Origin of the sequence: Paenibacillus sp. S150, assembly GCF_019352175.1 — a bacterium.
GTDB lineage: Bacteria > Bacillota > Bacilli > Paenibacillales > Paenibacillaceae > Paenibacillus_AQ.
In genome coordinates this window covers 17,118-29,309 of record NZ_JACBYI010000063.1, presented here as the reverse complement: position 1 = coordinate 29,309, position 12,192 = coordinate 17,118, and the positions used below count along the sequence as shown (strand labels likewise).

The 12,192-nt window shown below is 58.5% G+C and carries 8 protein-coding genes; 5 read left to right on the top strand and 3 right to left on the bottom strand.

The features are described from left to right. The 5 genes from HYD27_RS30225 to HYD27_RS30205 form a co-directional block, all read left to right on the top strand. The coding region (locus HYD27_RS30225; protein ID WP_309242152.1) for a DUF6385 domain-containing protein at positions 1 to 1,004 on the top strand (1,004 nt) is incomplete at its 5' end. Positions 1,005 to 1,150: 146 nt separating this feature from the next. Then, a complete protein-coding gene (locus HYD27_RS30220; protein WP_219221496.1) occupies positions 1,151 to 3,226 on the top strand; it encodes a tetratricopeptide repeat-containing glycosyltransferase family 2 protein in 2,076 nt (691 codons plus the stop codon). Beyond that, the gene (locus tag HYD27_RS30215; RefSeq protein WP_219221495.1) at positions 3,223 to 4,959 is read left to right on the top strand and encodes a tetratricopeptide repeat-containing glycosyltransferase family 2 protein; all 1,737 of its coding nucleotides are present in this window, start codon (positions 3,223 to 3,225) and stop codon (positions 4,957 to 4,959) included. The genes HYD27_RS30220 and HYD27_RS30215 overlap by 4 nt, the downstream gene beginning before the upstream one ends. A gap of 19 nt (positions 4,960 to 4,978) precedes the next feature. Next, positions 4,979 to 7,102: a glycosyltransferase gene (locus HYD27_RS30210; RefSeq protein WP_219221494.1), complete on the top strand. Its 2,124-nt coding sequence runs from the start codon at positions 4,979 to 4,981 to the stop codon at positions 7,100 to 7,102. 569 nt (positions 7,103 to 7,671) lie between these two features. Then, positions 7,672 to 8,103 carry a hypothetical protein gene (locus HYD27_RS30205; protein ID WP_219221493.1) on the top strand — a complete coding sequence of 144 codons (432 nt, stop codon included), beginning with the start codon at positions 7,672 to 7,674 and terminating at the stop codon, positions 8,101 to 8,103. 499 nt (positions 8,104 to 8,602) lie between these two features. Here the strand turns inward: HYD27_RS30205 and HYD27_RS30200 are convergent, their stop codons facing one another. The 3 genes from HYD27_RS30200 to HYD27_RS30190 are packed head-to-tail and all read right to left on the bottom strand — an operon-like array spanning position 8,603 to position 12,125. Beyond that, a complete protein-coding gene (locus tag HYD27_RS30200) occupies positions 8,603 to 9,346 on the bottom strand; it encodes a glycosyltransferase (RefSeq protein WP_219221492.1) in 744 nt (247 codons plus the stop codon). After that, positions 9,343 to 10,635 carry a hypothetical protein gene (locus tag HYD27_RS30195; protein ID WP_219221491.1) on the bottom strand — a complete coding sequence of 431 codons (1,293 nt, stop codon included), beginning with the start codon at positions 10,633 to 10,635 and terminating at the stop codon, positions 9,343 to 9,345. The genes HYD27_RS30200 and HYD27_RS30195 overlap by 4 nt, the downstream gene beginning before the upstream one ends. Beyond that, the gene (locus HYD27_RS30190; RefSeq protein WP_219221490.1) at positions 10,632 to 12,125 is read right to left on the bottom strand and encodes a glycosyltransferase family protein; all 1,494 of its coding nucleotides are present in this window, start codon (positions 12,123 to 12,125) and stop codon (positions 10,632 to 10,634) included. Before HYD27_RS30190 ends, HYD27_RS30195 begins: the two co-directional genes overlap by 4 nt. Positions 12,126 to 12,192 lie beyond the last annotated feature (67 nt).

The following is a 12,192-nucleotide window of genomic DNA, read 5'->3' as shown; positions in this document are numbered from 1 at the left end:
GGACATTAACGTCCGCCGGTACTGTAACCAACCTGCTCGACGGCACGATTACCAGCGTGCTCGGCGCTACCATCACTGCCGGGACATTAACGTCCGCCGGTACTGTAACCAACCTGCTCGACGGCACGATTACCAGCGTGCTCGGCGCTACCATCACCGCCGGTACCTTGTCGTCCGCCGGTACTGTAACCAACCTGCTCGACGGCACAATTACCAGCGTGCTCGGCGCTACCATCACCGCCGGGACCTTGTCGTCCGCAGGTACAGTAACTAACCTGCTCGACGGCACGATTACCAGCGTGCTCGGCGCTACCATTACTGCCGGGACATTAACGTCCGCCGGTACTGTAACCAACCTGCTCGACGGCACGATTACCAGCGTGCTCGGCGCTACCATCACTGCCGGGACATTAACGTCCGCCGGTACTGTAACCAACCTGCTCGACGGCACAATTACCAGTGTGCTCGGCGCTACCATCACCGCCGGGACATTAACGTCCGCCGGTACTGTAACCAACCTGCTCGACGGCACAATTACCAGCGTGCTCGGCGCTACCATCACTGCAGGTACCTTGTCGTCCGCCGGTACTGTAACCAACCTGCTCGACGGCACGATTACCAGCGTGCTGGGCGCTACCATTACCGCAGGTACACTCAGCAGCGTAACCTCGATTTCACAGCGCAGCTTCATTGAACTGGCTACTACCGGCATCACTACCGGCGACGCCTATACGCCGCTGCCTGCGAACACGACAAGCGTGCTGGGCACCTACTCTTATTTTATCGTCAATACCGGTGCCAGTCCTGTCAATACTCGGGTCGAGGTCAGCGCGGACGGAACGAATTATTTTGTCGATACAACCGGCGATAATCCGCTGCCCGCAGGCTCCGTGGATGTTATTGTCCCGGCGCGGTTCCTGAAATACACCCGTCTGTCCTACCAATCGGCTACTCCCGGCTCAGCATCTGCCGTCAACGTCATCTTCGATGCTCAGGGAACGTAAGCCAATGCTCTGTCATATCATACAGTAGCTAACTAAGAGTGCATGGATAACCATGTACTCTTTGTTCTGCCTGCCAATGCCGGACAACACTCCTGCTGCGCATATCAGAACAGTGACGAATCTGACTTTCTAAGGGAGGACCACCCGTGAACATCCCTACCCTCGGCGTACATCTCATCATTCACAATGAAGCGGCCCTTCTGCCCCAATGCCTCGAAAGCCTGGCCGGCGCTGCGGACGAGATTATAATTGTAGATACCGGGTCAACCGACAATTCGGCAGCTATCGCTGAAAGCTATGGAGCCAAGGTATATCCTATGCAGTGGAGCCACGATTTCTCGGCAGCACGCAACACAGGGCTATCCTATGCGCAAACGGATTGGGTGCTCATCCTCGATGCCGATGAAATACTGAAGACACCGCTGGGCAATATCGCCGGGATGCTGCGGAACACCGAAGCCATGGCTTTTACAGTAAATATAGAAAATTGGTTGGGCAGTGCGCCCGAGGAACGGTTAACGCACAGTGCAATCCGTCTCTTCCGCAATGGAAAAGGATACAGGTTCCACGGAATCATTCATGAAGGCGTGGACGCCTCAGTTATCGGCAAGCACGGTGCTTCCGTCATCCGCAGCAGCGGCATTGAAATTATCCATCTGGGATATTTGCCGGGCATCATGGCCCAAAAAGACAAAGTCAGACGCAACGAGCAATTGCTGCGCCGCGCGCTGGCGGAAGAGCCGGAAAATGTTTTTTACAGCTATAATCTGGCGGTCACCTGCTGTCAAAGCGGACAGCTGGAGGAAGCTGCCGAGCTGCTCAGCCATACGATCAGCCGCGCTCCGCTTCAGGTCTCCTACCGGCCGTCCATGATCCGCGATTTATGCAAAATCCAGCTGTCCCTGAACAACATGAAGGCGGTCGATGCCCTGCTGGCCCGGGAGCTGCAGCGATACGGCGATTATTCCGATTTGCATTTCATTCAGGGACAATCCTGGGAGAGCCAGGGACTGCCGGAACGTGCCTTTCAGTCCTATCAGCGCGCAGCGGCGGGTTCAGAAGACAGGGTGGGCAGCAGATCGGCCTCCAGTGAAAAATACGTCTCCGAAAAAGGCATGGACAGCTTCCGCCCGCTGCATCGCATGGGAGAAATTTCACTTAAGCTTGGACACGCGGAGGAAGCTGCCCGGTGGTTTCACCGCGCCCTGCAGCATCACTCCCTGTATGCTCCGGCGCTCCAGGGAATTGCCTCAGCCTTCCAGCGCCTGGATGTGCCGGATCAGAGAATCGCCGCTCTGCTGATACAGCTTGCCGGTACGGAGCAGGCAGCCGGGAGAAGTGCGGTGATCCGTGCGCTGGAGGCGGTCTGTGCATATGAGGCTATTGCCGAGCTGCCGGCGGCGGGGTTTCCGCTGGAGCGGGAAACCCTGCCGGCCATCATCTCTGCATGGGTCATTACCGGCAGGCTGCACGAAGCCCGGAATGCTCTGCTCGAGGCTTATCCTTTGCTGAAGGAAGCTGCCGGTATGGGGGATGAGATGCGGCGTCTGTGGATGATTGCAGCGGTTTGCCGCTGGAAGCAAGAGGACCCTCTTCAGGCGGAAGCCTTCAAATTCACGGACGCGCCGGAACCCTTGCTGTCTGCGCTGCTGCTAATCGGCGAACGGTTGACGCACCGCCGCCACAAGTCAGCCTCACCGATGCCCAGCGATAACAGTGACCACAGCATGGTGGTCACGGAGCTGATCAGGCAAGCGGTGGAGCTGCGCAGCTACGGACTGGCAGCCGAAGTGGCCGAGGTCATGCCTGGACACCGGAGCGATTTGGCAGAGGCGCTGTATGAGGCAGGCCAGCTGGAGGCGGCCGGCGAGCTTTTGATTGCCCTGGCCACCGAGAAGCAGGCGCGGGGGAAGGTTTCTTTTTATCTCGCGGAAATGCTCTTTGATAAAGGCCACTATGAAGAAGCTGCCCTATGGTTCCGGCAAATGCTGGCGGAAGCTTCCGGGGATGAACCCGCACGTATCGGCCTGTCGCTGTGCTATCTTCATCTCGCCAGGCAGGAGCTCGCAGGGGCTGAGGCCAGCTTTCCGGAGATTTATACCCACGGTCCTCTGCAGGAGGATATTACAGATGTCAACCAGGCCATTGCCGTGCTGAACCGCACCGCCTGGCATACACAATGGAGCTTTTATCAGACAACCCGGAAGGGAGCCGCATCATGAGCAAGACGCGAAACCGGATTACCCTTTGCATGATCGTCAAAGATGAGGCCGGCAACCTGGACCGGTGCCTAAAAAGTGTGCGCGGTGTGGCTGACGAGATCGTAGTGGTCGACACCGGCTCTACGGACTCCACTGTGCAAATTGCCCGCAGGTATGGGGCGGAGATTGTTGCCTTTCCCTGGAGCGGCGATTTTGCCGCTGCCCGCAACGCCGGTCTTACGCAGGCACGGGGACGATGGATTCTGGTGCTCGATGCGGATGAGGAGCTGGATGAGAGCAGCAGGGGAGAACTGCTGCTGTGTGCGGAGCATACGGAGTATGAGGCCTTTTTTCTGCGGATTCATAATCACAAAGGAACGTCCCGCTCCTCGCAGACCATTACGGTGAACCCGATTTTGCGGATGTTCCGCAACCGGCCGGAATACCGTTTCAGCGGCATTATCCATGAACAAATCGCCTCAGTCATCGTGCAGGCGGCACCGGCCGCAGCCATGCATCTGAGCACTGTGGTCATTCACCATTATGGCTATGCGGCCGGCGTTGTGGCCAAAAGGGATAAGATCCGGCGCAATGTTGAGCTGCTGAAGGAGCAGCTCAAGCTGAGCCCGGGGGATGCCTTTCACCATTTCAATATGGCGGTGGAGTACATGCGGCTCGGCGAATATGACCATGCGCTGGAGCATATCCATACTTCGCTTGAAAGAGCGGACCCGGACACAAGCTACATCCACCTGCTGTATAAGTACGAAATCCGCTGCCGGGCGGTCAAGGGGGATATGCAGGGGGCGCTTGCGGCCTGTGAGCGGGGAATCGCTTTATTTCCCGACTATCCGGACCTTTATCATCTAAAAGGCGCCTTGCTGCTGCAGGAGGCAGACTGGATGGAGGCAAAGGCAGCGCTGCGCCAGGCACTGGACATCGGTGCTTCCCCGCCCGGCTATCACACGGAATCCGGTTTTGGAACCTACGCTACATGGTCTTTGCTGGGGCGGCTGTGCCAGGAGATCGGCGAAGACCGCGAAGCGGCGGCCTTCTACACCAAAGCCGCCCGGCTCCATCCGGAGCCGTGGCTGCTGCTTGCACATCTGGTGCGGACCCTGAAATGCGCAGGCCGGGAGAACGAGCTGACCGGCTGGCTGGGACTGCACATCCCCGAAGCAGCGGCGGAGCACCGGAGGCTGGCGGTTCTGCTGCTGAATGAAGGCTGCTATGAAGCGGCGGCGAGGCTGCTGGAAAAGAGCAGGATAAACGGAGCTGTGGCGCATATGGAGCAGAGCGCTGCCGGTGCCGTGGAACTGGACAGCAGAGGGGCGCAGACTGGGCAGGCTGCATCAGCCGGACCCGGGGAGCCGCTTGAACTGCCGGGTGCCGGATGGACGGCGGAGTATGCCGCCGGGGCTGGCTCTGGCCATCAGGCAGGGGCGGGGCCGGCAGTGAGAGGCGAGGCTGCGGCTGGCCCGGATGGGACCGGCTCCTTCGTACAGGCGCTGCGAGAAGCGGCGGCGGCTCCTGCAGGAAGCTTGAGCCACGGGGATGTGGCTGTCCTGCTGAATCAGCCTTGTGTTCTTCCGCAAGATGCTGCTGGAATGACGGACAATCCGGCTTACCAGCATAGCCGCACCTGGATTCTGCTGGCTGACCATGCGCTGGCCTCGCTTCCCGCTTCCGCTGCCATGAGTCCGGCGGCCGGCAGAGCACGCCGGGTGCTTCCGCTTCCCCGGGTGACAGACTAGAGAGGGCAGGTGATCTTCGATGTCCATTCCGGATCTCTCGCTATGCATGATCGTCAAGAATGAAGCTCGGCATCTGGAACGGTGCCTGTCCTCGGTTGCTGGACTGGTGGCGGAGATCATCATCGCCGACACGGGGTCTGCCGACAACAGCGTGGAGATTGCCCTGGAATACGGAGCGCGGGTGCTTAATATTCCCTGGGAGGGAAATTTCGCCAAAGCCCGCAATCTGGCATTGCGGCAGGCCTCCTGCTCCTGGATTCTGGTTCTTGACGCCGACGAAGCCGCAAGCGGCTGGCGGGCAGAGGTTCTGAACAAGCTGCTTGGCGAACAGCAGGTGCACGGTTATTTCCTGCCTTTTATCCACTATGTGGGGAAGGCTGCCGGCGGGGAGTACGTGACGGACAATGTCTGCCGTCTGTTCCGGAATGATGAACGCATTGTTTTTCAGGGAAGCATCCATGAGGAAGCTGCGAGCAGCATCTGGGCAATTCCTGGCGGGAACATCGCGTACGCCGCGTTGCCGATCCGGCATTACGGATACCTTGACGCGGAATTGCGGCGCAAGGACAAAACCAGCCGCAATCTGCAGCTGATCCATGCTGCTCTGCAGCTTGATCCGGCAAGTATTCCCCTTCTGTATGCGCTGGGCACAGAGCATTATCAGCAGGGTGAATATGGAGCGGCTGCAGATATTCTGCTTCCTCTCCTGAAGACAGTCCCCTCCGGCTCCGGCTATCTTCCCGATATCTATTTGAAGACTGCCTATGCCCTGCAGGCCAGCGGACGTCCGGAAGAAGCAGGCACTGTCTTTGAAGCAGGTCTCCGGTTATTTCCCGATTTCACCGATCTGCTGGAGAGCTATGCCGGCCTGCTGCTGGAAAAAGGGGATCTGGAAAAGCCTTACCGTCTGCTGAAAAAAGCGCTGCAAAGCGGAGACACCTCGCAGCGGTACCCTTCCTCCACCGGGAGCGGAACCAGCCGGACCGGCTTCGTGATGGGCCTGGTCTGTGAAAAGCTGCTCCGATATGAGGAGGCTGCTGATTATTGGGAGCAAGCTATAGGCTATGATCCCGGCCATACTGCTGCCTGGAATGAATTTGTCCCCCTCTGCCTGCTGGCGGGAGAAGAGCAGCGCCTAACCGCCTTAACCCGGCGGACCCTCCAGGCCTGGCCTCCCGCGCTGGCGGGCAGATGTGTGCCTGCTGCACTGAATGCCCATGCCCATGAATGGCTGGCGGTGCTGTCTTCCGCACCGCAGCTGCCGGCTTCGGTGCAGGCCATCCTGCAGGTGCTGCCCGAAATGCTCCGGCAGCCCGCGGAGTCAGCAGCGGCCCCTCTGGAGCGGCTGCTGAGGGACGCCCCGGATCAGCCGCCGATACACGGCTATCTGTGGGCCTGGTCCTGCCGCAGCGGCAACGCCGCAGCGGCAGGGAAATGGCTCGCACACCTGGCCGCCTTCAGGCCAGGCGTCGCTGCGGTCCATCACCGGATATGGGAGGAATCCGGCGGCGGACCGCAGCCGCTGCGGAGCACCGCGGAGCACCGGGGTGCTCCGGCGGCGCAGCAGCGCCCTTCGGAGCATGCAGGTGATATCGCTGCGATGCAGCACCTTTCGGAGCATGCAGATAAACCCGCTCCGGCACAGCGTCTTTCCACGGATCAACCAGGTGATCCGGCTCCGGCACAGCCGTTATCCTTCTCTGACCTGTCTTACGCTGCACAGCTGCTGCTTCAGGCGGGAGCCTGGAGCAGTCTGCTCTCGCTATACAGGAATACGGCCCCCTCGCTGTTCCAATGGTGCCGCCTGCCTCAGCCGCTGCTGCGCGGACTGCTGCAAGCACCTGCTCCCTTCCGGGAGCAGTGGTGCTCGATCCACAGGAATCATGCGCAGCAATACGGCAACGCCCCTGCCTCTGCCGCCGAATGGCTGCTTTATGCCGCCGTAGCCGCTTCATGCGGAAGAGTGCCATGCCTCGATCCAGCAGCCGAGAACGCGTTGCGCCAATCCGGAAGCGCAGCCGCAGCCGTGGCCCTCAGCTGCCATAAGCTGCTGCTGGCAGAAGAGGCTTTTCCCGGAAGCGCCCCATCGGGACGAATTTCCTGGCTGCTGCTCGTAAGAACAGCCCTACGGGACGGCTTGTAGCAGGAAACGGGTGAATGATGTTTGAGAAAATAAGTCGCATCCATAGTCGAATGCCCTCTGATTGCAGAATGTACAGTAGAATACCTGTAAAGTAAGCTGTAAAGGATTCAATTGCATTTCGTGCACTGGAAATCAGACCATCCGGCGTTTTAAGGGCTATCTGCTAAATTCTACTGCACAAAGTGCAATGAAACCGAACTCCTTCCTCTGGAACGGCAATTCTGTTGCACAAACTGCAGTTGATGTGATATTGGAGGTATGGGGGGGTTTGGTCCAATTAATGGGGTGAATTAATGGAGTATATGTATTTCATACAGTTAAAACGTGCGGAAATCGGGCTTTTGATTTATAAGTGTAGTTCTGCAACTAGAAATGCCGAAATTCTTCACTGCAGCCGAATTACGCAAATATAACTATACAGACTTCAATTACATTATTCACCATTCCAAATCGTTGATAAATAACTGTATGAAGTACATTTAAGTAGGGCATCGGAGAAGGTAACGGCTGCGGCGGACAGACCTCATTCCACACTTAGAGCCTATCCCAGAATAAATTAAGTAAGAACTATGGTTAAGAAAAAAGTAAGAGGTGATGAGAGTTGGCCATCCCGCCTCAACAACGGCATTTCTGCCGTTATTTCGGGACGCATGGGCCAGCTTCGCCTCAGCAACGGCATTTCTGCCGTTATTTCGGGGCGCACGGGCCTGCTTCGCCTCAACAACGGCATTTCTGCCGTTATTTCGGGACGCACGGGCCTGCTTCGCCTCAACAACGGCATTTCTGCCGTTATTTCGGGGCGCGCGGGCCTGCTTCGCCTCAACAACGGCATTTCTGCCGTTATTTCGGGACGCACGGGACAGCCCCGCCTCAACAACGGCATTTCTGCCGTTATTTCGGGGCGCACGGGACAGCTTCGCCTCAACAACGGCATTTCTGCCGTTATTTCGGGGCGCGCTGCCGTAATCTTGCGAATAATCTCACACAGCGAGAAAGAGTAAGCAAAGGAGTGTGGAAGTAAGCGTTGGGAAGGGAGCTGCCGGACGCCCAGCTTGCCCACTCCGCACCTGCACAAGGGGATAAGCCCAAAAAGCCCGCTGCACGGTTGCCTATAGACTGGACTCTTAGAAAAAAGGGATGCGGGCTGTTGTTCGCTTGAAAGAAGGCACGCAACTATGAAGCCTTGCTTCATTTGCGCTCAGACCGTTTGGAGAAGCGTACGATCCATTCATTCCCGGTAACTTATTTTGGGATAGGCACTTAACCTATTCTCTTCCTACCTTAAATCCCACCCTCCCCCGCTCTACTCCCATCTCATTCCACAATTAACCCATTCTACTTCCCGCCTCTTCCCTTACTAACCAGATCTTTTCCTTACCCCGGCTCCTTAACCAGCTCATCCAGCAGCCCGCTCCGCTTCTGCGCTAACAACGCCAGTCCCGCTGCTGTCTGCCTTCCCCCCGATTGTCTCCGTCCGATTCTTTCCGCCCGTTCCGGGCCTCAACTCTCCCGCCGTTCCTTCCACTCCACCAGACGCGGATTCTCATCCAGGATGGAGCGGTACTGCTCCAGGCTGCCCCATTTTCCCTCGGGGTCCAGCTCCATATAGCGTTCGTATTTCTGCCGGAGGGCTTCGGGCGGCAACGCCCAGCCGTAGTGCTTCACGCGCAGCTCGGTGAGAAAACCCGGCAGAACGGCGTAGGACAACGGGAGACGGGGAACATGGTGATTCATTTGGGGAGTAAAATAATAAAACTGCGGCAGATAACGGACCAGCGTCCGGGTATGCTTGGTGTGGATGTTCCAGTGCTCGTCTTCACGGTAATGCGTTGTGCCGCCCCAAAAGTCATACAGCCGGAACGCTACAGAGTCGTACACGTCCTGGTCAATCAGCCGGCGCATTTCCCGCTTGGCTTCTTCCTCATATAATTCATCGGCATCCACGGACAGCAGCCAATCCGGCTCCGTCGATACCGCCAGCTTCCACAGCGTCCGGCGCAGCTCCCATTCCCGGTCGAACAGCGAGCCTTCCAGCGTCACCAGCTTGCTCACCTTGGCAAAAGAATTGCACAGCCGCACCGTGCTATCCGTGCTGGCATCATCGACAATGACGATATCATCCACAAAATCGCTTAGCTCCTTCAGTACCTGCTCCAGATAACGCCCGCTTTCATTGCGCACCTGCATCATGGCGGTTAAGCGGTTTCCGGAGGTTTTGCGCAGCGGCTTATCCCTGCTCATCATCGGTTCTCCCCCTTCAGTCGCCCTGCCGCTTCCTCCAGGTCGGCCATCTCCGCGAATAATGCGCGCGCTTCGCCGCCCGCACCCGCCGCCCGCAGGAAGCTGCGGATCGCCGCATGCCTTCTGCCATGCAGCAGATGCAGCGTACCTTCAATGACCGGCAGCTGGACGCCGCCGTACGAAGGAATTCCGCTCCCGCCCACCGTAACGGAGGTCAGCGCCGCTCCGGCAAAGCTCGGTGGACCGGCGGCCTCGCTGACGCCCAGCCCGGTTGCCCGCTGGAGCTGAAGCGCTTTTTCCCATTGGAAGGAGGTGATGTAGTTCTGCAGCAGCAGAGGCTGCGCTTCGGGGCAGGAGGCTTTCTCCAGAATACGGATAGCCTCCGCTATATCCTCATTCACCCGGTAAATTTCCGCCTGCAGCAGCTCGTATTGTCCATTGTCCAGCCACTGCCGCATCTGCGCGGCTGCCTGCCTTTCTTCCTCCGTAAAGGCCGTGATCTCATACTGGGCGGCGGCAAGCGCAAGATTTCCTTTCTTGGCTTCTATGGCCGAGAAGAAACGGTAATGCGAATGCAGGCAATCGGTATAATCATGCAGCAGCATTAATTCAAAGGATTTCGCCAGATAGCGGCCGGCGGCCTCGTCTCCCAGCAAATACAAATACGTGGCGGCCAGATAATGCACCGTCGGCTGAGCAGGCATCTTCCCGCACATGGACACATAGAAGTCTGCTCTCAGGCGCCGCTGAAGGATGAGCCAGCTCCCGGTCTTAGAGGATGACGGCTGCCACAATTCTGTCAGCGCCCGGGTCCAAATCGCTTCATAGTCGGACAGAAAAAACAGCCGTTCTCCCCGCCGGATCAGCCCGCAGGACAACGGGTAATCTCCGCTGAGATAGACCACTTCGGATTTGCTCAGATTCTGCTCCAGATATAACCGTTCTGAAGCGGTACCCACCAGATCGGCCCTGGCGGCAAGCAGGCCGCTGTATTTATCCCAAAGCGCCTTGTCCTCTCCTTCCGGGCAAGGTGCAAGCAGCGCCACCATATAAGCCGGCTGCAGCGCCAGCACATCCGGCAGCCAGTAGGGTGAGGAGACGAGCATGGTAAATTCACTCGCATCCATATTGTTCAGATCTGCCAGGGGCACCGGTCTGATCCCGCTGTCCGCCTGCTGCCCGGAGGTCAGCTCTCCGGCAAAGCAGACGTCTGCCCGGTCCGGAAGAAGCTCCAGCAGTCTTTTATATGGATATTCGTCCCAGGAACCCAGACTGAGAATCAAATAATTCATATGCACGCCTCCCCGTCCGAAGCCTGGGTGCGGGCATTGGGCCCGGCCGGTCCGCCGATATACCCGATGGCCAGGGATGGCTCCGGCTCAAGCTGAAGACTGCGGCTGTACATCTGCCGCTTAGTGATGCGGCCCGGGACTACCCCGCTCCTGTGGGCAATACGCTCCAATGGAAGCTGGACCGGGAACAGGCCGGGCAATGCCCGGTGCGCTGCCGGCTCCGCCGCAGCCGCAGCAGACCCGCTTACCACAAGGTCGGCAGACCCGCGCCGGACAGCCTCGGCAATCCGCTCCACATAATGGCTGTCATAATCGGCGGAAGCAGAGAGGTACACTACGATGTCACTGCCATAAATAGCAGAAACCTTCTCCAGCGCATGCAGCCAGGAATCTTCACCCGCAACTGCAAGGACGGCATCCTGCTCACGTACCGGAAATTCCGGGAAAGCACCGCTGCGGCTGTCCCGGACCCAAATCCAGCGGATATTTCCGTAGCTTTGCTGCCCCTGCAGCCGCAGCCGGGATTCACGTGACTCCTCGGGAGTAAGCACCCGCTCGGAATAGACAACCGCCGTGACGAGCGGAACCGGAGCAACGGCAGCTGTCCCAAGCGGTATCACAGGCCGTGGCAGCAGCACGGGTACATCCGCAGGCACGGGGAGCAGGCCCGCTTCCAGCTTCACCGGGCTGCTGCCCAGCCCCCATTTCGCAAGGTATGCCAGTTCCCCTGCCTGCACACCGTCAGGGACCGCAGCTTCACCGGCCTCCGGAAGCGGCTGCAGCGCATGAACGTACACGGCCTCGCTCAGTGCAAGGAGGGCGCCAAGCTGCCGGGCCCGCAGGCACCAGTCGGCGACCATCAGCTGCCGCTGAATGAGCGCGGAATCGAACCCGCCGATACGGAGCAGCAATTCCCGCGTGAAGACCAGGCAGGAGCCGGCCAGCACCTCAGCCTCATGCCATCCTCCCTGCCTCCGCTCCAGAGAGTGGCTGACATAAGCGGATAATTCCTCTTCGGTGCCAAAATGCAGCCGCTCCCTGGTCTCGCCCAGTTCTGTAGAAGAACGGGGCGCAATAACCCGGACAGAGGGATCATCGATAAAGGGCCACAGCAGATTGCCAAGCCAGCCGGAAGACACCATCACGTTATCTTCAAGCAACGCAACAAAAGAGCTCCCGGCATAAGCCAAAGCCTTGTTCACCCCATAATTTCGGGGTTCATAGGGGATGAAGGTCACTCCGGAAAAAGCTTCTGCCAAGGGCGGCAGCGGGAAGTCCTCATCCATGGCAACGCCAATCAATGTGATCGGAGCGCCGGAATGCTGCAGCAGCAGATTCAGGCATTCCGCGGCCCACTCGGCATGGCGAAGCTCAACCACCAGAGTTACGCCATCCTTCACCGGCAGCGGCAGCAATCCTTCCCGTTCCAGGTAGCGGTATCTGCCTGCCAGGCGCTCCATACTGACAGAATGATCAGAATCATAAGACATTGGGACTCACTCTCCATTAGGTAAAAACTGTGCTGCCTATAGTGTATGAGCGGATTGCCGCAGGCAT

Coding starts and splice junctions, on each gene's coding strand:
- HYD27_RS30215 (WP_219221495.1), top strand. CDS start 3,223: ATGAGCAAGACGCGAAACCGGATTACCCTTTGCATGATCGTCAAAGAT.
- HYD27_RS30205 (WP_219221493.1), top strand. CDS start 7,672: ATGGTTAAGAAAAAAGTAAGAGGTGATGAGAGTTGGCCATCCCGCCTC.
- HYD27_RS30210 (WP_219221494.1), top strand. CDS start 4,979: ATGTCCATTCCGGATCTCTCGCTATGCATGATCGTCAAGAATGAAGCT.
- HYD27_RS30195 (WP_219221491.1), bottom strand. CDS start 10,635: ATGAATTATTTGATTCTCAGTCTGGGTTCCTGGGACGAATATCCATAT.
- HYD27_RS30190 (WP_219221490.1), bottom strand. CDS start 12,125: ATGTCTTATGATTCTGATCATTCTGTCAGTATGGAGCGCCTGGCAGGC.
- HYD27_RS30200 (WP_219221492.1), bottom strand. CDS start 9,346: ATGATGAGCAGGGATAAGCCGCTGCGCAAAACCTCCGGAAACCGCTTA.